This window comes from Salinispora goodfellowii, from assembly GCF_059570675.1.
Map to the genome: position 1 here is coordinate 69,175 of NZ_JCANTD010000003.1, position 19,300 is coordinate 88,474.

The 19,300-nt window shown below is 70.4% G+C and carries 18 protein-coding genes, 2 tRNA genes and 1 pseudogene; 8 read left to right on the top strand and 13 right to left on the bottom strand.

Annotated elements, in window-relative coordinates:
• Positions 1-12: 12 nt before the first annotated feature.
• The gene (locus T398_RS05085) at positions 13-936 is read left to right on the top strand and encodes a hypothetical protein (RefSeq protein WP_496445444.1); all 924 of its coding nucleotides are present in this window, start codon (positions 13-15) and stop codon (positions 934-936) included.
• Here the strand turns inward: T398_RS05085 and T398_RS05090 are convergent.
• Complete coding sequence (locus T398_RS05090) at positions 891-2,093, bottom strand: glycosyltransferase (RefSeq protein ID WP_496445445.1); 1,203 nt, start codon at positions 2,091-2,093, stop codon at positions 891-893. The two genes, T398_RS05085 and T398_RS05090, sit on opposite strands and share 46 nt — an antisense overlap.
• A 179-nt stretch (positions 2,094-2,272) precedes the next feature.
• On the opposite strand from T398_RS05090, the gene T398_RS05095 reads away from it, so the two are divergent.
• Complete coding sequence (locus tag T398_RS05095; RefSeq protein WP_496445081.1) at positions 2,273-2,845, top strand: DUF5709 domain-containing protein; 573 nt, start codon at positions 2,273-2,275, stop codon at positions 2,843-2,845.
• A gap of 92 nt (positions 2,846-2,937) precedes the next feature.
• Positions 2,938-3,390: an ATP-binding protein gene (locus T398_RS05100; protein WP_496445083.1), complete on the top strand. Its 453-nt coding sequence runs from the start codon at positions 2,938-2,940 to the stop codon at positions 3,388-3,390.
• Positions 3,391-3,420: 30 nt separating this feature from the next.
• On the opposite strand, the pseudogene T398_RS05105 reads toward T398_RS05100, so the two are convergent.
• The 4 genes and pseudogenes from T398_RS05105 to T398_RS05120 form a co-directional block, all read right to left on the bottom strand.
• Positions 3,421-3,521: pseudogene (locus T398_RS05105) on the bottom strand (ribose-phosphate diphosphokinase); the annotation flags it as partial.
• 22 nt (positions 3,522-3,543) lie between these two features.
• Positions 3,544-4,377 (bottom strand): phosphoribosylaminoimidazolesuccinocarboxamide synthase, encoded by an 834-nt coding sequence (locus T398_RS05110; RefSeq protein ID WP_496445085.1) that lies wholly within the window; start codon positions 4,375-4,377, stop codon positions 3,544-3,546.
• 102 nt (positions 4,378-4,479) lie between these two features.
• Positions 4,480-4,722 carry a hypothetical protein gene (locus T398_RS05115; RefSeq protein ID WP_496445087.1) on the bottom strand — a complete coding sequence of 81 codons (243 nt, stop codon included), beginning with the start codon at positions 4,720-4,722 and terminating at the stop codon, positions 4,480-4,482.
• A gap of 76 nt (positions 4,723-4,798) precedes the next feature.
• Positions 4,799-4,872, bottom strand: a tRNA-Met gene (locus T398_RS05120).
• 121 nt (positions 4,873-4,993) lie between these two features.
• On the opposite strand from T398_RS05120, the gene T398_RS05125 reads away from it, so the two are divergent.
• Entirely contained in the window at positions 4,994-5,608 is a 615-nt protein-coding gene (locus T398_RS05125) for a dihydrofolate reductase family protein (protein WP_496445089.1), read from the top strand.
• 108 nt (positions 5,609-5,716) lie between these two features.
• On the opposite strand, the gene T398_RS05130 is transcribed toward T398_RS05125, so the two are convergent.
• The 3 genes from T398_RS05130 to T398_RS05140 form a co-directional block, all read right to left on the bottom strand.
• Positions 5,717-5,790, bottom strand: a tRNA-Met gene (locus T398_RS05130).
• Between the two features lie 117 nt (positions 5,791-5,907).
• Positions 5,908-8,886, bottom strand: a complete 2,979-nt coding sequence (locus tag T398_RS05135; protein ID WP_496445091.1) for a UPF0182 family membrane protein — start codon at positions 8,884-8,886, stop codon at positions 5,908-5,910.
• A gap of 109 nt (positions 8,887-8,995) precedes the next feature.
• A complete protein-coding gene (locus T398_RS05140; protein WP_496445093.1) occupies positions 8,996-10,009 on the bottom strand; it encodes a YlbL family protein in 1,014 nt (337 codons plus the stop codon).
• A 181-nt stretch (positions 10,010-10,190) separates the two neighbouring features.
• Between T398_RS05140 and T398_RS05145 the strand changes: the two genes are divergently transcribed.
• On the top strand, positions 10,191-11,405 hold the full coding sequence (locus tag T398_RS05145; protein WP_496445446.1) for a zinc-dependent metalloprotease: 1,215 nt from the start codon (positions 10,191-10,193) through the stop codon (positions 11,403-11,405).
• 41 nt (positions 11,406-11,446) lie between these two features.
• On the opposite strand, the gene T398_RS05150 is transcribed toward T398_RS05145, so the two are convergent.
• Both T398_RS05150 and T398_RS05155 read right to left on the bottom strand, forming a co-directional pair.
• Positions 11,447-12,109: a hypothetical protein gene (locus T398_RS05150; RefSeq protein WP_496445095.1), complete on the bottom strand. Its 663-nt coding sequence runs from the start codon at positions 12,107-12,109 to the stop codon at positions 11,447-11,449.
• A 29-nt stretch (positions 12,110-12,138) separates the two neighbouring features.
• Entirely contained in the window at positions 12,139-12,657 is a 519-nt protein-coding gene (locus tag T398_RS05155) for a M48 metallopeptidase family protein (RefSeq protein ID WP_496445097.1), read from the bottom strand.
• 479 nt (positions 12,658-13,136) lie between these two features.
• On the opposite strand from T398_RS05155, the gene T398_RS05160 reads away from it, so the two are divergent.
• The 3 genes from T398_RS05160 (at position 13,137) to T398_RS05170 (ending at position 15,922) form a co-directional block, all read left to right on the top strand.
• A complete protein-coding gene (locus T398_RS05160; RefSeq protein ID WP_012014940.1) occupies positions 13,137-13,304 on the top strand; it encodes a DUF5679 domain-containing protein in 168 nt (55 codons plus the stop codon).
• Between the two features lie 179 nt (positions 13,305-13,483).
• A complete protein-coding gene (locus T398_RS05165) occupies positions 13,484-14,536 on the top strand; it encodes a hypothetical protein (protein WP_496445099.1) in 1,053 nt (350 codons plus the stop codon).
• Positions 14,537-14,575: 39 nt separating this feature from the next.
• Positions 14,576-15,922, top strand: a complete 1,347-nt coding sequence (locus T398_RS05170) for an ABC1 kinase family protein (protein ID WP_496445101.1) — start codon at positions 14,576-14,578, stop codon at positions 15,920-15,922.
• Positions 15,923-16,261: 339 nt separating this feature from the next.
• On the opposite strand, the gene T398_RS05175 is transcribed toward T398_RS05170, so the two are convergent.
• The 3 genes from T398_RS05175 to T398_RS05185 all read right to left on the bottom strand — a co-directional run bounded on the left by T398_RS05175 (position 16,262) and on the right by T398_RS05185 (position 19,293).
• The gene (locus tag T398_RS05175; protein ID WP_496445103.1) at positions 16,262-16,624 is read right to left on the bottom strand and encodes a WhiB family transcriptional regulator; all 363 of its coding nucleotides are present in this window, start codon (positions 16,622-16,624) and stop codon (positions 16,262-16,264) included.
• A 132-nt stretch (positions 16,625-16,756) separates the two neighbouring features.
• Complete coding sequence (locus T398_RS05180) at positions 16,757-17,011, bottom strand: hypothetical protein (RefSeq protein WP_496445105.1); 255 nt, start codon at positions 17,009-17,011, stop codon at positions 16,757-16,759.
• 122 nt (positions 17,012-17,133) lie between these two features.
• On the bottom strand, positions 17,134-19,293 hold the full coding sequence (locus T398_RS05185; RefSeq protein WP_496445107.1) for an ATP-dependent DNA helicase UvrD2: 2,160 nt from the start codon (positions 19,291-19,293) through the stop codon (positions 17,134-17,136).
• Between the last annotated feature and the right edge of the window lie 7 nt (positions 19,294-19,300).

Below are 19,300 nucleotides of genomic sequence, written 5' to 3' on the forward strand. Positions count from 1 at the left end.
TTCCTTGCGGCAATGATCATCGCGTACGGGATCGCCAACCTCCTCCAGTCAGTCGCGGCGGCCCGTACCACCGTGCACCACTCGTTCGACCCGGGGTTGCTGCTGCGACTGGCCGGACACCGCACCTACCTGCTCGGTCTGGGCTGCCAGGTCGGCGGTTTCGTGCTGGCCTTCCTGGCCCGAGGGGACCTGCCGCTCTTCCTGGTGCAGGCCAGCATGGCGGCGGGGCTCGGCGTGACCGCCCTGCTCGGGGTACTCCTGCTGAGGTGGCGACTCCCCCGGGCGGAGGTCGTTCTGCTGGTACTGCTCGTCGCCGGGATCGCCGGGCTGGTGCTCTCGGCCCGGCCGGCACCCTCGCGGCCGCTCGGCACCGCCGGCCTGGTAGCCCTGGCCGCAACCCTGGGCGTGATCGCCCTCCTGGGCTTCTTCGCGGTACGGCTGCACGGCGCGCCCGGATCGGTCGCGCTCGGCTCCCTCGCCGGCCTGGCCTTCTCCGCCGCGGCGGTGGCAGCCCGACCACTCGCCTCAACCCACTCGGCGGAGCAGTTCCTCGGCAATCCGCTGTTCTACCTGCTGGTGGCCCACTCGGTCATCGGCCAGCTGCTACTCGGCCTGGCGATGCAACGCGGGTCAACCACGGCAGCCGTGGCCGCGATGGACGCGGCCGGGGCGGTGCCGGCAGCCGTCATCGGGCTGCTGCTGCTCGGCGACCAGATCTGGCCGGGACGGGAGTGGCTGGCCGCGGCCGGCTTCCTGGTCACCCTCGCCGCCGTGCTGGGGCTGACCCGGTACGCGGAGCCGCAGCACCAGCACCCCGCGACCGGTAGGCGGGAACGGGTCGTGGTCAGCGTTGGCCCGGCCAGCTCGGCGCCGGCGGGGCGGCTGAGCGCTCAGGCGGCCTCAACCGGGGCGCGAGAACGGACCACCCGCTCGTAGAGCCGCTCCAGGGCAGCGCCGGTCCGCTCCCACGTGTAGCTACACCGCACCCGGTCCACGGCGGCGTGCCCGTACGCGAACCGCCCGGCGCTGTCGGCCATCAGCTGACGCAGCGTCACCCCCAGGGCACGTACATCGCCCGGCGGGACCAGCCGTCCGGTGACCTCGTCCACGACGGCGTCGGCGATCCCACCCGTCGCGTACCCGACGACCGGCACGCCGCAGGCCATCGCCTCCAAGGACACCCGACCGGCCGACAGGTAGCCCGACGTACAGGCCACCACGTCCGCCGAGCGGTACCAGGTGGCCAGCTGCTCGTGCGGCACCGCCCCCACCAGAGTCACCTGGTCGGCCACCCCGTTGCGTTCGGCCAGCTCCAGGAGCTGGCGTGCCTCGGTGTGCCCAGCGAGCCGCTCGCCCGACGGGCCGCCGACGATCACCAGTTCCGCGTCGCCAATCATCCGGATCACCCGGATCAGATCCTCCTGGCCATGGCCGGGGTCGAGGGTCGTCACGGAGAGGATCCGCGGTCGCGCCTCGCGCGGCGCCGCCTCCCCGTCCGGGTGGAACAGCTCCGCGTCCACCCCCGGTGGGACCAGCGCCACGGAGGCACGTTGCAGACCCATCCGGGCCAACTCGTCCACCTCGTCGTTGGACTGAGCCACCGCGATGTCCACCACGCGAACGAGGGCCCGCTCCAACGGAATTCGCTCCGGTGGCGCACCGTAGCGCGTACCGAGGCGGCGCAGCTGTTCGAATCCGAGCGAGTGGAACGTCTGCACGATCGGGATCTCGGTCTCGCGAACGGCGTTCGCGGCGGCGAGCCCACCGAGCCAGTAGTGCCCGTGCACCAGCTCCGGCACCCAGTCGTCCGCCCACCGACCGGTCAGCCAACGGCCGTACTCGGCGACGTAGCCAACCAACTCGCCGGTGGGCACCGCCGCGGCGGGACCGACCGGGACCCGCTCGACCAGGTAGCCGTCCGCCGTCACCGTCGCCGCCTGGTCCGGGCCGTCGTGGCGCTCGTAGAGCCGGACGTCGTGCCCCCGCCCGGCGAGTTCAGCGGCAACCCGGGCGATGTGCTGATGGGTCCCGACAGACCGGCCACCGGCAGGCCGGAACGGGTCCGCGTGCGCGGAGACGAGACCGACGCGCATGGTCACCTCCAGGCATCGTCACAGTGGCGGGGTCCTCCCGGTCAGAGGGTCCCATTACCCCGGGGGCTGGGGAGCCGAAACCTGGTAGATCGGCGGTGGAGCGCCACCGGCACCAGCAGACTGGCAACAGCGGCCGGAGCGACGGTTATGAGACGTGGGGCAGCGGGTAGAGCACCGGCATGCGCGACGACGAGTACCCGACTCCGGTGTCCGACCCGGAGGCGATGGGCCTGCCCGACACCGCCGACGACGACTCGACGGCGAAGGACAATGTCCGGACTGGGCGGGAGGCAGACGGCCCGGACCCGGCTCAGCTGCCCGGAGACCGGATGCCGGTTGCGGTCGACCGGTTCGGGACCACCGCCGACGAACAACTCGACGGCGAGTCGTTGGATGCCAAACTCGGCCGGGAGCGGTATGAGCGGCCGGCGGATGATCCGTTGGCCGGCCCGGTGGACCCGGACATCGCCGCCGAGGCGAACAGCCCAGAGCAGGCCGCCCAAGCCCAGCTCGACGCGGACGTGTTCGAACCGGGGCCCTCCTCCGATCCGAACTCCCCGGTCTCCCTCTACGACCACGGCCTGCTCGGTAGCGGGGCCGACGCCCAGGTGGGTCGGCTGGTCGAGCCGGACGAGGGCGTCCATCCCGACCAGGAGACCGACTCGGTCGCGTACGACGCGGGTTCGGCGGGAGGCGGTGCGAGTGCGGAGGAACTGGCGGTCCACGAGACCCGCCCGCCGCCGGCGGTCTAGCCCTCGGCAGCCGGCCACGATCCGGGTAGCGACCCTGGCGTACGGTGAGAATTGCCACTATTCCGCACCGTGACCCCCTGCCGGGAAGGGCCATGACGAACGCAGACCCGGACCTACCGCGCACGGCTGCGCCTCCGGAACCCTGCCTGTTGATCGCCACCTTCGACCGGGGAGAGGTGACCCAGCTCCGCCACGCGGCCGCCGCCCGCTCGCACGCGGCGGGTCTACGCGGCCAGCGGCTCAACGATTTCGTGTTGGCAGTCAACGAGCTGACCACCAACGCGGTTCGCCACGGCGGCGGCCGCGGGTCGCTACGGATGTGGCGGCAGGCCGGGAGCCTGGTCTGCGAGGTCTCCGATCATGGGGATGGAGTCAGCAGCCGGCTACTCGGAGACCACCGCCGCCCGGCCCCTGAATCGGTCGGCGGCTGGGGGCTCTGGCTCGCCCGCGAGCTGAGCGACACCATGGCTGTGGCATCCGGCCGGGCCGGCACGGTGGTCCGCATCACCACCCTCCTGCCGGCCCCACACGCCGCTCCCGACTAGCCGGGGGCAGGGTGGTTCAGCCGAACGGCGCCGGGACACCCGAGCTGGGTAGAGGGGCACCCCCAGGTGGGTGCAGATCTGGGCACCGAGCTCAGGATGGGCGCTTCCACTGAAACGGCGAGCTGGCGCACAGCTACCGACACCACGACCCGATCAGCTCCAGCGCTCGCCGGTGAGTTTCTCGTAGACATCCACGTAGCGGGCCCGGGTGGCGGCAACGACCTCACCCGGCACCTCCGGCGCCGGGCTCTGCTTGTCCCACCCGCTCCTGGTGGCCCAATCCCGCACATACTGCTTGTCGTACGAGAACTGGGCGCGCCCCGGCTGGTACGACTCGGCCGGCCAGAACCGAGACGAGTCCGAGGTCAGCAGCTCGTCGCCGATCGTCAGCGTGCCATCGGCGGCCCAACCCAACTCGATCTTGGTGTCGGCGATCAGAATTCCCCGGTCGGCGGCGAGTTCGGCTCCCCGTCGGTACACGTCGAGGGTGAGCTGGCGCAGCCGCTCGGCGGTCTCCGCGCCAACCTTGTCCACCACCGCACCGAAGGTCATCGGCTGGTCGTGCTCTCCTACCGGCGCCTTGGTGGAGGGGGTGAAGATCGGCTCCGGCAGGGCGGCCGCCTCAACCATCCCGCGTGGCAGTTCGATCCCGGAGACCGCTCCGGTGCGCTGGTACTCGGCGAAGCCGCCGCCGACCAGATAGCCCCGGGCGACGCACTCCACCGGAACCATCTCCAGTCGCCGGCACCGAATCGCCCGGCCGGCGAACTCCGGCGGCACGTCGGTCGCCGAGAGCACGTGGTTCGGCACCAGCTCGGCGAGCTGGTCGAACCACCACAGCGAGAGTGCCGTGAGCAGTTTGCCCTTCTCCGGGATCGGCGTCGGCAGCACGACGTCGTAGACAGAGACGCGGTCCGAGGCGACCAGGATCAGGTCGTCGCCGTCAGCGTAGACATCCCGGACCTTGCCCGAGTGCAGAAGTTCCACGCGAGCAAGTACATCACGCGGCCCAGATCGGCCCACGCCGGCAGAGCACGGTCCGGATGACTGACCGAAACGCGCGCCGGGAGCCCGCAGCCGCCGGTCGACTCAGCGCCGGGGGCCGCGCCGACCACGGAGGACCCGCAGGGCGAGCAACACGATCACGACGACCACGACCAGGCAACAAAAGAACCCGAGGAAGCCGAAGCCCCCGCGGCGGCGCCGGGCGGCCTCGACCACCAACTCACCCGGGCCACTGGCCGCCCAGGCCGCCACCGGGACAAAAACCGCCAGTACCACCGCACCGAAGACCGTGCTGAGCCGGCTCCACCACTTCGCGAATACAGACATGACCCCATCCTGGCCGAACCGCGCAAGCCGGGTACGACGAAGGCCCTGGAGGAAACATCCAGGGCCTTCGAACAAGTAGCGGGGACAGGATTTGAACCTGCGACCTCTGGGTTATGAGCCCAGCGAGCTACCGAGCTGCTCCACCCCGCGTCGGCTTCACTACTGTACCCCATCAGATCCGACCATGATCTGTACCCCCCCCCCCGCCCGGTATTTACCCAGGACATCCACGAGCGATGTTGTAGATTCGCGCCGATCCACGACCACCTCTGTGGACCGCCCGAACATCGGAGTCGCTTTGCGTAAGCTCGTCTACTTCGTCGCCGCCACGCTCGACGGCTTCATCGCCGCACCCGACGGATCGTTCGACTTCTTCCCCCTAGGGCCCGATCTGGCGTCCTACCTGGTGGCCGAATGGCCCCAGACGCTGCCCACCTTCGCCCACGCCCAACTCGGTGTCACAGCCCCGGCCACCGGTCGTTTCGACACCGTGCTGATGGGCCGCGTCACCTACGAGCCGGGCCTCAAGCTCGGACACACCAGCCCCTACGACCACCTGACGCAGTACGTCTTCAGCCGTTCGCTGGCCCCGGCCAGCTACCCGGACGTAGAGATCGTCTCCGGCGACCCGAGTTCCTTCGTCCGCCAGCTCAAGGCACGGCCCGGCCGGGACATCTGGCTCTGCGGTGGCGGACAGCTCGCCGGTCAGCTCCTCGACGAACTCGACGAACTGGTACTCAAACTCAACCCGGTCATCGCCGGCAGCGGTATCCCGCTGGTTGACCGGGACTTCGACCCGCACCGCTTCACGCTCACCTCGACGCAGCCCTTGGCCAGTGGTGTGATCGTTGCGCGCTACACCCGCCAAACCGGCGGCCCCGCCTGACCCCCTCCAGCGGGGATGCGGGTGATGGTGGTCGGCTCAGGACGTCCCGCCGGACCGGTCCACCAATGCGCGAAAGCCCCGGAGAATCCTCCGGGGCTTTCGAACAAGTAGCGGGGACAGGATTTGAACCTGCGACCTCTGGGTTATGAGCCCAGCGAGCTACCGAGCTGCTCCACCCCGCGTCGGCTTGTAAACGTTAGCGCACTACCCCGGGCCAACGCAAAACGTCCTCCACCGAGCCCCCACGACAACGCCCCCCGGGGAATCCCGGAGGGCGTTGTTGATCGTACGTGCTGGGGTCAGCCGCCCGGCGACGGTGAGCCAGACGGTGCCGTGGTCGGCGTGGCAGCGGGCGGCGACCCCGCTGCCTGCTCGAAGGCCGCGGCCGCCTCATCCAACGCCTGCAGCGCCCGGCCATAGCGCTCGAAGTCGCCGGATTCCTGCGCGGCCCGGAGCTCCACAATCGCCTCCTGAACCCGCTGGGCCGCCGCCGCCACGTCGCCCGTGAGCGGGGGTGGGGTGGCGCTCGGAGTCGTCGGGGTCGGATCCGGGCTTGGGGGCGTCTCGTCGTCGGAGGGCGGCGGCGACGGCGCGCCGGCCTCTTCACCCTGCTCGACGAGCTGTTTGATGCCGTCGGTGAGGTTGTCGGCCAGGACGACGAACGACCCACCGTCGCCGTAGGAGAGGAGCACCTTCTGCAACAGGGGATAGGCCTGCTGTTGGTTGCTCTTCACATAAACCGGCTCGACGTAGAGCATGCCGTTACCGAACGGCAGGGAGAGCAGGTTGCCGTACTGGACCTGCGCCTGGTTCGACGAGAGCAGGTTCAGCTGCTGCCGAATCTGGGCGTTGTTGGTCATCTGCTGGTGCACCTGCACCGGGCCGGAGATCCGCGTGTCTTCCGGCAGCTCGTACACCTCAAGCCGCGGCTTGCCGTCCACGTACGAGCCAGACATCAGCGCCGCGAGGTTCTGCCGTCGGTTCGGCGTCACCGCCGAGGTGAGCTGGAACCGCGGCTCCTCCTGCCCCGGCATCTGGGTGAAGAGATAGTACGGGGGCTGCTTCTGACCGCTGTCCGGTGCGTCCGGCACGTTCGGCACCTGCCAGAAGTCCTGCCCGGAGTAGAAGTCACCGGGGTTGGTCACGTGGAACCGGGTGTACACGTTCCGCTGCACCTTGAACAGGTCAGCCGGGTAGCGGAAGTGGGCGCTCAGCTCGGTCGGAATCTCCGTCTTTGGCTTGATCAGGTCGCCGCCGAAGGCCTTGTTCCACGCCCGGAGTACCGGGTCACCGTCGTCGAACTCGTAGAGGGTGACCGTGCCGTCGTACGCGTCGACCGTTGCCTTGACCGAGTTCCGGATGTAGTTGATGTTTTCCCGGGCCTGCTGGAAGGTGCCCCGGTTGGTGAGCTCGTCGGTGGTCTCGGTCTGGAGGTTGATCCGCTCCGCGTAGGGGTAGGTCGCGGCGGTGGTGTAGCCGTCGATGATCCAGGTCACCCGGCCATCGATCACCGCCGGATACGGATCGCCGTCCACGGTGAGGAACGGGGCGACCTTCTCCACCCGCTCCCGGGGGTTACGGACGTAGAGCAGCTTCGAGTTCTCGTTGACCGCCTCGGAGAGCAGGAAGTTCGACTCCTGCTCCTTGATCGCGTAGAGCAGCCGGCGACCGAACGAGCCGACGTCAACGCCGCCCGAGCCGGTGTAGGTGTAGTAGGACTCGGATCCGTCCTCGCCGACCGGCCGGTCGAACTCGGCGGGGCTGGCCTCCGGGTTCGTCTTACCGACGATGGCGTAGTCGCCGGCCTCCATCCGCTCGCCGTAGTAGATCCGCGGCTGGCTGGCCGGGATCTGGTCAACCTGCGCCGCGCACCCCTCCTGTGACCGCTCCCCGAGGAAGCCGGAGACGAAGTACGGCTGGCCACCGCAGACCACCCGGTTCGCCGGGGCAGCGACCAAACCGTAACCATGGGTGTAGACGGTGTGCCGGTTGATCCAGTTGCTCTGCTGCGTGGTCAGCTCGCCATAGTTGATCTCACGGACCCCGACCACGTAGTCCTGGGTCTCCCCGTCGACGGTGTAGCGGTCGATGTCGAGCTTGGGGCCGAAATCGTAGAAGCCACGGACCTGTTGAAGCTGCGTGTACGTCTCGCTGACCAGCTGTGGATCCAGCAGTCGGGCGTTCGGCACCACCGCGGTGTCGGTGGCGAGACTCCCCGGTGGTTGCAGGTTACTCGCCGCGTATCGCGTGCTATCGGCATCGCCCAGACTGAAGGCCGCCCGAGTCGCCTCGATGCTGCGCTCGATGTACCGCGCCTCCTTGTCCCGGGCGCTCGGCTTGACCTCGAAGGTCTGCACCGCCCACGGATAGATGCCGCCGATGGCGACCGCGGAGACCCCGAGCAGGGCCAGCGAGATGCCCGGCCAGACCAGGTTCCGCATCCAGGCGTTGGAGAAGACGAGGACCGCGATCGCCACGACGACCGAGATGTAGGCGAGGATCTCCTTCGCCGGAAGCAACGCGTTGACGTCGGCGTAACCGGCACCGTAGACGTTGGCGCCGTCGTTGTACTCCAGCAGCATCGTCCGCCGGTCGAGCACGTACGCGACGGCCTTGAGTAACACGAAGAGCGCGATCAACGTGCTCAGGTGCGCCCGCGCCGCGGTGCTCATCCGGTCCCCCACGCCCTGGAGCCGGATCGCGCCGAAGACATAGTGCACCGCGAGCGCCCCGAGCAGGGCCAACACCACGGCGGTGAAGGCGGCCCCGAGCAGATAGCGCCAGAACGGCAGGTCGAAGACGTAGAAGCCGATGTCCACCCCGAACTCCGGGTCCTTGACTCCGAAGTCCCCACCGTTGCGGAACAGCAGCCACTCGCTCCACCTGCCCTGCGCGGACAGCCCCGCGAAGAGGCCGACCACGACGGCGACCACCGTGAACCAGATGCCGAGCCGAGGGCTGAGCAGCATCCGGTACCGCTCCAAGGTGGCCTGCTCCGGCGACTGCGGTCGCAGCCGGGGCCGCAGTCGATGCGCCAGCCAGAGGTTGCCACCGACGATCGCCGCCATGGCCAGGCCGACCACGAGGAAGAGCAGCAGCCGGGTGACGAGCACCCCGCTGAAGACCGCGGTGTAGTCGACCTCGCCGAACCAGAGCCAGTCGGTCCAGGCCTGCACCCCCCAGCCGAGCAGGGTGAAAAGCACGAACACCCCGACCAGGACACCAATCGTGACGCGTCCGCGTCGGCTCATCCTCGGCATGGGGGCGCTGCTACGCATAACCACTGTTGGCTCCGCACGTTCGATTGATCGGCTCCGACCAGGCCACCAGAGTACGGGGTCTTCCCAAACCTGTCGTCCGCGGTCACGCCGAGTGCCGGCGGTTGGGTCAGCAGCGGGTCGGTTCGCCCGCTGCTCGCAGCTCCTCGAGCGCGGTCAACGCATCGTCCAGCGTCGCCACCCTGAGCAGCGGCAGGTCCGGCTGGCGGTTGCGGACCGCCTCGGCGCAGTTCTCGGCCGGGACCAGGAAGGCGGTGGCGCCGGCCTCCTTGGCGCCGACCAGTTTCTGGGGGATGCCGCCAATCGGGCCGACCCGGCCCAGGTCATCGATCGTGCCGGTGCCCGCGATGATCTGCCCACCGGTCAGATCCTCCGGGGTCAGCTTGTCGATGATGCCGAGGGCGAACATGAGCCCGGCGCTCGGGCCACCGATGTCCGTCAGGTCGATCGTCAGCGTGAACGGATGCGGTTGCTGCTGCTCGATCCCGATCCCGATCCGGGGCTTGCCGTCCCGCTCCTGGGTCGTGATCCGCGCCGTCCCGGGGGTCCCGTCGCGGGTGTAGCCGATCTCCAGGACGGTGCCGGCCGGCTCGGCCTGGATCAACTCGGTCAGCCGGACGGCCACCGGGACCGGCTGACCGTCAACGGAGGTCACCACGTCGCCCGGACGGAGCAGACCGGCCGAGGGTCCGTCCGCGGTTACCGTCTTGACCTGGACCGTCACCGGGAATCCGAGCTCGCGCAGCGCGACCGTCTCCGCGCTGGACTGGGATGCCTCGAAGTCCTCCGCGTTGCGTTCCTCGACCTCCTCGCGGCTCTCCCCCGGCGGGTACACCAGTTCCCGCGGCACCACCGCCTCGTCGTCGGAGAACCAGCCCTGGATGGCACCGCGCAACTTGACCGAGGGCTGCACCCCCACCGTGGTCAACCGCAACTCCCCCGCCGAGGTGAAGGTCTCTTGATCCTCGACCTGGATGACCTCCGTGCCGTCCTCGGTGCCCAGCGTGTTGACGGTGGGGCCGGGACCCAGCACCACGTACGGGATGGGCGCCGCGAGCACACCGATGCCGAGCAGGGCAACAAAAATGGCACCGAGCAGGACGGTCATGCCGCGACGTCTCATGCGGCAGAGCGTACCGACCGAGTGCGCTGGCCCGGCGGACCTGCCAGGACTTCACCGTTGACGCGACGCCAGCCGACGCGACCTGGGGCGCGGCGCGCGTACCGTAGACCCCGTGCCTGATATTCCGTTCGGTTTCGCGCTCCCCGGTGGCCAGCCACCAGACCCCAACGACCCCGCGCAGATGCAGCAGTTCATGTCCCAGCTGCAGCACCTGCTCGCCGCGCCCGGCAGTGGTCCGGTGAACTGGGACCTGGCCCGCCAGGTGGCGGCGAGCCAGCTCAGCGCCGGTGGTGATCCGGCTGTCTCGCCGTACGAGCGCAACGCGGTGGAGGAGGCGCTGCGGCTGGCCGACCTCTGGTTGGAGTCGGGCTCGGCGCTCCCGTCGGGCATCCGCGCCTCGGTGGCGTGGAACCGGAATGAGTGGATCTACAAAACCCTCGACGTCTGGCGCAAGTTGTGTGACCCGGTGGCCAGCCGGATGGTCGGTGCCATGGGTGACCTGGTGCCGCCGGAGGCGCGGGCCCAACTCGGCCCGATGCAGTCGATGGTGGCCACCCTCGGCGGGGCCCTCTTCGGGGGCCAGTTGGGCCAGGCCCTCGGCTCGCTCGCCGCCGAGGTGCTCTCCGCCGGTGACATCGGACTGCCGCTCGGCCCGGCCGGCACGGCGGCACTCGTCCCGGCCAACATCCGGGACTACGGCGCCGGGCTGGAACTGCCGGAGGACGAGGTACGCCTCTACGTGGCCCTGCGCGAGGCCGCCCATCAGCGCCTCTTCGAGCACGTGCCGTGGCTGCGCGGGCACGTGCTCACCGCGGTGGAGATGTACGCCTCGGGCATCCGGGTCAACCGCGAGGCGATCGAGGAGGCGATGGGTCGGGTCGACCCGACCGACCCGGAGTCGATGCAGGCGATCGCGCTGGAGGGGATCTTCACCCCGGAGGACAACCCGGCCCAGAAGGCGTCGCTGGCCCGGCTGGAGACGGCCCTCGCGCTCGTCGAGGGCTGGGTCTGCCACGTGGTTGACAGCGCGGCCGGGGAGCGGTTGCCCAACGTCGTCCGGCTCGGGGAGGCGTTCCGGCGGCGGCGGGCCGCCGGAGGTCCGGCCGAGCAGACCTTCGCTGCCCTGGTCGGCCTGGAGCTTCGGCCGCGGCGGCTGCGCGAGGCGGCAGCGCTCTGGGCGGCCCTCACCGAGCACCGGGGGATCGCCGGGCGGGATGCGCTCTGGGGTCACCCCGACCTGCTGCCCTCCGACGACGACTTCGCCGACCCGGTGGCCTTCGCCCAGACCCGGATCGATGCGGACGAGCTGGAGAGCTTCGACTTCAGCGCGCCGGGTGGCCCGCCGGAGAAGGCCCTTGGCGAGCCCGACGGAGAGGACCCACCCACCGCCAGCTGACGCTCCGGACCCGCCGGGACCAGCGCAGCATGCCGGCGTGGTCAGCGCAGCATGCCGGCGCCGGCGAGCAGGGTGCGGGTGGCGTCCCAGCCAGCCAGGGCGGGGTCCAGTCGGGCCAGGTCGGCCGGGCTACGCAGCCGATGCCACCCCGCGGTGACGGCGAGTTCGCCGGGGTGCGGCGCCGCCGCGCGCACCGCGGCGGGCACCGCCCGATCCAGGTCCAACGCCGGTAGCCACTCCGGTAGGGGCAGTCGGGCCGCCGCGCCGAGCAGGCCGGTGTCGGCACCCACCACCGGGGCCACGGCCATCGGCCGGGTGGTGAGCGGCCGAAGCAGCTTGCCGATGGTCAACCCCGGCAGGTCCGGGGCGTCCCCGGCGACCACGGCCACCTGGTCGTATCCGTGCCCGGCCCCGGCGCGGTTGACGCTGGCCGGCCGGCTCGGCCGGGCGGTCCGCCCGCAGCTGGCGAGGACGGCCGCAACGGTGGGACGCGGAAGCTGGTAGACGGTGGTGCCGGGCCAGACCACGGCGTCGGCCAGCCACCGGTCGGCCTCGGCCACGGCAACGGCGGTCTCCACCTCGGTCAGGGTGGCGAGTAGGTCAACCACGTCCTCGGCGAGCGCCGTCCGCCAGTCAGTCGGGTCGATCTCCGGCGGCGTCCAGGAAACCGGCGCGAGTAGGGCAACCACCAACCGTCGTACCACGCACCGACCCTACGCCCCGCCGGGAGGTGTCAGGAGGAGGAGACGGCCGCGACGCCCTCCAGGTAGCCGCGGGCCCGCTCGGTCTTCGGGTACCGACCGACGAGCTGCCAGAACCGGGCGTTGTGACTCGGGACGATCAGGTGGGCCAGCTCATGCAACAGGACATAGTCGATCACCCAGTCCGGCATATCCTGCAGCCGGTGGGAGATGCGAATCGTCCGATCGGCTGGGGTGCATGAACCCCAACGGCCGGTCTGATTGGTCACCCAGCGAACGCTGGCCGGGATCGCGTCACGCCCATGGTCGGCCAGGTAGAGGGCGATCAGTCGAGTGGCGCGGGCGAGCAGTTCGTCGTCGGATCGGACCACCCGGCCCTCCCGGGCGGCGAGCCGAGCAAGCATTCGGTCCACCCACTCGCTCTCCTCAGCTCGGGAGAACTGGTCCGGGATCAGGACGACAACCCGCTCGCCGTCGCGGTACGCGGACACCGTGCGCCGGCGGCGCTGGCTGCGCCGCACCTCGACCACCGGCTTCCGCGGTGCTGCCATCAGCGAGCCGCGCCGCCTCGGATTCCTGCCACGAGGAAAAGTTACTTCGTGGTGGCCCGGGGTCCGCAAGGGTCAACCCGCGACACGCGCCCGAAAAATAAGCGTTGGTCGCCAGGAGTCCCGAAAATTTTCCGCGATAGGGTGCTCGGGAAATAGCGCGAAGGCAAGCCCCACTCCAGGATGATCCGGTTGGCTCCCGTCACCTGTGGGCACCCTGCGCCGTTTTTCAGGGCATCCGTCCGGCGTGTCCCCACCAAACTCACTTATCCGAGCTTATTCGCCGTGCACACTCTCGTCGTCAACTTGCTCACAGTGTCGATGAGGAGTTGACATGGAACCCCCCAGTCCTGGGTAGGGTCCGCGGACCAGTGGTCACGCCTGTGACCACGACGGAAGGCCCAGCGCCGGCGCCCGCACGGCCCCGCCGCTGGAACCCCGCCGGATGAGCGTTCGCCGGTGGACGAGACGAGGAGGCACCCGTGGCCGACCAGGCCCAGACTTACAACGGCTACTGCGTCAAGTGCAAGGAGAAGCGAGACTTCGAGGGGCGCGTCGAGGTTTCCAAGACCGGGATGAACATGGCCAAGGGCAAGTGCCCGGTGTGCGGCACAACAGTGAACCGCATTCTGGGTAAAGCAAAGGTCTAACGCCTTTCTGGGTGGTGGAAGGGCGCCCCTTCCACCACCCAGCCAATGTCGGTTGCCGGACAGGCGGGCCCGCGGCCTGTGGAGAACTCGCCACTTCCTGTGGAAAACCCCGGGCCGGACTCCGCGTACCTGTGGACAACGTTCGACGGAAAGCTCAGACACGACCACTGTTCGTACTCATGAGCCTTACCGCCCTGCCCCGGCCAACCCTGCTGCCCGGCCTCACCCGCCTCTGGCGGGACCGACACACGTTGCAACTGGGTGTCGATCCGAGCCGGGCCGTCCTGCTGGAGCTGGCCAACCCCCGCACCGCCCGCCTCCTCGACCTGCTCGACGGCGCGCACAGCGAGCGGCACGTCCTGGACCAGGCCAACCGAATCGAGGTGGGACGGGACGAGGCCCGCACCCTGCTCGAGGCGCTCCGCACCGCCGGCCTGGTCGTACCCGCGCACACCCTCCTACCCCGCGACCTGACCGGTCCGCCACGAACCCGGCTCGCCGCCGAGGCCGGCGCCCTCGCCCTGGCCAACCAGCGAGGAGCCGGCACGCCCGCACAGGTACTGCGCCGCCGTCGCACGGCACGGGTGCTGGTAACCGGCGCCGGTCGCCTCGGCGCTCCCGTCGCCGTCGCCCTGGCCCAGGCCGGGGTCGGCCACGTGCAGCCACACCTGGCCGGCCCGGTGGCACCGGCGGACCTCGTCGGCACCGGAATACCCGCCGCCGACCTCGGCCAGCCACTCACCAACGCAGTCCGGGACACCCTCGGCCGCACCGCCCCCGGCACCGCCACCAGCCCGCTCCGACCCGGCCGGATCGACCTCGTGCTGCAGTGCGGTACGGACCGCCCGGCTCCCCTGCTCGCCGCCGCCCACCACCAACGCCGACAGGTACACCTGCTGGTCGACCTCCGGGAGGGCGTGCCGGTCGTCGGCCCGCTGGTCCGACCACCGACCGGTCCCTGCCTGAACTGCCTCGACCTGCATCGAAGGGACCGCGACCCGGGCTGGCCGACGCTCGCCGCCCAGCTCGCCAGCGGCACGCCGGAGTTGGCCTGCGCGACGACAACGCTGCTCGCCGCCGTGGCGTACGCCACCAGCGAAGCCCTGGGCCACCTCGACGGCGGAGTCCCGGCCACCGTCAGCGGTTCCGTCGAGGTCACCGCCGACGGCCGGCTACGTCGCCGGCATTGGGCACCCCACCCCTCCTGCACCTGCTCCGGTCGCGGAACGTGAGGCGCCGCGCTCGTCGCCGCGGTCGGTCACAATAGCCAGGTGACCGAAATCCCGCGCCGGGCCGTCTCCCGGACCGCCAAGCTCGCCACCCTGCCGCTCGGCTTCGCCGGCCGGACCGTCCTCGGTGTGGGCAAACGCGTCACCGGGCTCGCCTCTGACGTCATCTCCGCGGAGATCCAGCAACGTACCGCCGAACAGCTCTTCAGCGTCCTCGGGCAGCTCAAAGGCGGCGCGATGAAGTTCGGCCAAGCGCTGTCGGTCTTCGAGGCGGCGCTGCCCGAGGAGATGGCCGCCCCCTACCGACAGGCGCTGACCAAACTCCAGGAGGCCGCACCGCCGCTGCCCGCCGCCTCCGTACACCGGGTACTCGCCGAGCAACTCGGCCCGGACTGGCGGGACCGGTTCGTGGAGTTCGACGACACACCGGTCGCCGCCGCCAGCATCGGGCAGGTACACCGCGCGCAGTGGCGGGAGCCGGGCTACGACGCGACCGGCGCGCCGAACACCCGCGACGTGGCGATCAAGATCCAATACCCCGGTGCGGGGGAGGCCCTGCTCACCGACCTCAAGCAGCTCTCCCGGCTCGGTGGAATGTTCCGGGCGATCCAGCCGGGGCTGGACATCAAACCACTCCTCGCCGAACTCCGGGAACGCATCACCGAGGAGCTCGACTACGAACTGGAGGCCGAGTCGCAGCGCGCCTTCGCCACGGCGTACGCGGACGACCCGGAGATCCACATCCCGGCCGTGGTCGCCGCGTCGCCTCGGGTCCTCGTGACCGGGTGGGTCGAGGGAACTCCGCTGTCGCAGATCATCCGGGAGGGCTCCGAACAAGAGCGGGACGAGGCCGGCCGGTTGATGGCCACCCTGCACCTCTCCGCGCCGATGCGGGCCGGACTGCTCCACGCCGACCCGCATCCGGGCAACTTCCGGTTGCTGGCCGACGGCCGGCTCGGGGTGGTGGACTTCGGCGCGGTGGCCCGGCTACCCGAGGGGACCCCCGAGCCGATCGGCCGCATCGCCGGACTGGCCTTGCGGGGAGATGCCGAAGAGGTGATGGCCGGCTTGCGTGACGAGGGCTTCGTCAGCAACAGCGCGGCGATCGACGGGCCGGCACTGTTGGACTTCCTCCAACCGATGCTGGCGCCGGTCGCCGCCGAGGAGTTCCGGTTCACCCGCGCCTGGCTACGGGCTGAGGCGGCCCGGCTGGCCAACCCTCGCTCGCCCGCCTACCAACTCAGCCGACACCTCAACCTGCCCCCGTCGTACCTACTGATCCACCGGGTCACGCTCGGCTCGATCGGGGTGCTCTGCCAGCTGGAGGCGAAGGCGCCGTACCGGGGAATCCTGGAGCGCTGGCTACCCGGCTTCGCCCCAATAGCGTGATGCGGTGACGGGCGCATCCGGCGGTAGCCGGACGCGCCCGTCCCAGCGGTGTTAGCCAACGGGCCCGCTCCCCACCGAAAGGGGAAGCGGGCCCAGCTGACTAACCGATGCCCAACTCGCGCGCCGACCGCTGGTGAGCGGTCATGGCGACGGTACGGGCGGAGCGATAAGCCTCAGTGCTCGTGGTGGTGCGACCGGCCTGAGGCCGGCGCATTCGAGCCCTCGCCAACACTTCGTTCAGTAATTGCAGTTCGAACTTGTTCGATTGCTTGAGCATCCTCGTCAACTTTCTCGTGGCCAGTGCGAACACCGGCGAAGGGTGGAACGATCGGGTGGTTGTCAGGCCGCCAGCCGGACCGCGTCGCGCCGGGCCAACCCACTGGCCTCCAGTCGCGCCTCGGCCTCGACCCGGAGCATGGCGTCTCGGGCAACATCTTTCTTACGAGGACGGCCTCGGGGCCGCTTACGCGGGACCACCGCGCCACGCTCGAAGATCTCGCCACCCCAGACGCCCCAGGGCTCAGCTCGCTCCACCGCGCCAGCAAGGCACTCGACGCGCAGCGGGCAGTCCCCGCAGAGCGACTTGGCCACCTCAAGCTCGGAGGGCGAGTCAGAGAACCACAGGTCGGGGTCGAACTTCCGGCAGGGCAGGTTCGCCTCCAACTCGACGCTCAGGTCGAGTGGGGCCAACGCCAGACTCATCGCCCGGTCACCTCTCTCTCACTTTTCGATCTCTTGGATCGCATTTCCGACATACTTCGACGGGACAAAAACTAAGGCCGCGGATCCCGGTATGCGGGTTCCGCGGCCTCAAGGTGAGCCGGTGGTCGGTAATCAGACCGGTCTACCTCGAGGTGGAACACCGCGGACGTCCACGCGCCGCTTGGCGCTATCAACGCCCTTGCCCGTGAAACCACTGGTCCCCTGGATGCCGCATGGCGCCAGCGCGAGAATCAGCTCGGCCTGGGTCTCGACCTGGTGCGTCTGCGGAACCAACGGTCGCGCAGCGGTGCGGGCCACTTGGACGGCCGACAGCGGAGCGACGGCAGCGGGGGACACCAACGGACGCGCGTTGCTGTAGATCTCCATTGGGGCCACCTCCCTGACTTTCTCTCGTGCCGACCGAATCACGCCCGTGAGCAGCCCGAATGCCGCCGCTCGCGAGGTATGCCCCGAGGCTATGCCGCGCCCGGGGGCGAGGGCAAACGAATTTACGGCAAGATTTCTGAAGTTTTCTCCGGGCAGACCTCGTCCACCGTCGCGCCGGCTACCAAGGCCAGCACCGCCTCCCCGTAGAGCCCCAGCTTGCGGGCCCCGATCCCCGCGATCGCGGTGAGGTCACGGGGCTGCTGCGGGCGCCGCTCCGCCAACGCCACCAAGGTCGCGTCGGTGAACACCACATAGTCCGGTACCCGCTGGCCGCCGGCCACCCGACGCCGCCACTCACCCAGCCGCCCGTGCAGCTCCTTGTCCAGGTCAGACGGACAGGCGGTGCACCGGCCCAGCTTGCGCTCCGCGCCAGCAAGCAGCGTCGTACCGCAGACCCGACAGGAGACGATCTGGGTACGCCGACGTTCGGTTCGCCGTACCCCGCTCGCACCGGCCCGCCCACTGGTGCCGGAGGAGTCCAGCCGGGGCAGGAAGCGGCAGGGCCGCCGGGGGCGCCCACCCGGTGAGCGGGCTGAGGCGTACGACAGCCAGAGCCACTCCCGAGCCCGGGTGATGCCCACGTAGAGCAGCCGGCGCTCCTCCTCCACCTGCTCCGGTGTCTTCGCGTAGGTGGTGGGCAGGGTGCCCTCGGCGAGGCCGACCAGGAAGACGGCGTCCCACTCCAGACCCTTCGCCGAGTGCAGGGAGGCGAGGGTGACGCCCTCGACCGTCGGCACGTGCTGAACGGCGGCCCGCCGGGCCAGCTCGTCGGTGAAGTCGGCCAACGTGGCCGGCCGCTCGACCGCGGCAGCCGGCCCGATCGGCAGCACCGGGGCGCTGGCCGCGTACTCCTCGGCGAGTTGGACCAGGGCGGCGAGGGCCGCCCACCGTTCCCGGGCGGCGCCACCAGCCGGCGGCGCATCCGGTGCCCACCCGACCGCGGCCAGGGCCTCGACCACGGCCGCCGGCAACGGGGTGGCACCGGGCAGGGAACGGGTGGCGGCGCGCAGCGCGACCATCGCCTGCCGCACCTCGACGCGCTCGAAGAACCGCTCCGCGCCCTGCACCTGGTACGGCACCTCGGCCTCGGTCAGCGCCTCCTCGTACGCCTCGGACTGCGCGTTGGTCCGGAACAGCACGGCGATCTCCCGGGCCGGAGTACCGGCGTCCACCAGGGCACGGCAGCGGGCGGCGACGGCGGCGGCCTCGGCCGGCTCGTCGGTAAAGATCCTCAACTCGGGCTCGGGGCCCGGCGGGCGCTGGCCGACCAACTCCAGCCGGAGTCGCGCCTCCGCGCCCCGAGCCGGCGCGATGACCGAATTGGCCAGCCCGACCACCTGGGGGGTGGAGCGGTAGTCGCGCACCAGGCGGACCACCGTCGCCCCCCGGTGCCGACGGGGGAAGTCGACCAGGTAGGACGAGGTCGCACCGGTGAACGAGTAGATCGTCTGGCTCGCGTCACCCACCACCGTCAGGTCGTCTCCACCGCCGAGCCACGCCTCCAGCAGCCGCTGTTGCAGCGGGTTGACGTCCTGGTACTCGTCGACGACGAAGTGCCGGTACTGGGCGCGTACCTGGTCGGCCACGTCCGGGTGCTCTTCGATTCCCCAGATCGCGGCGCGCAGCATGTCCTCGAAATCGATCATTCCGCCGGCGCGTTTGACCTTCTCGTACGCGGCGAAGGCATCGGCCACCTTCGCCGGCTCGTACGGGGTGTCCCGCACCGCCCGGGCGGCCGCGACCACGTACTCCCCGGGCTCGACCAGGGACGACTTCGCCCACTCGATCTCGCCCGCGAGGTCCCGCACCCCGGTCCGGTCGGAGCGGATCCCCACCTTCGCCGCAGCGAGGGTGACCAGCCGGACCTTACTGTCCAGCAACTCGGGCATCGCCCGACCGGCGAGCAGCCGGGGCGCAAAGTAGCGCACCTGACGCAGCGCCGCGGCGTGGAAGGTGCGCGCCTGCACCCCCGGTACCCCGAGCGTGGTGAGTCGGCTGCGCAGCTCGGCGGCGGCCCGCGCGGTGAAGGTGACCGCAAGCAGGTGCCGGGGCAGGATCTCCCCGGTCAACGTCCGGTGGGCGATCCGGGAGGTGACCGCCCGGGTCTTCCCGGTGCCGGCGCCGGCTAGGACGCAGACCGGGCCGGCCGGGGCGGTCACCGCCGCCTGCTGCTCCGGGTCGAGGCCGGCGAGCACCCGGTCGGACGCTGAGTGGGACACCACAGCGAGG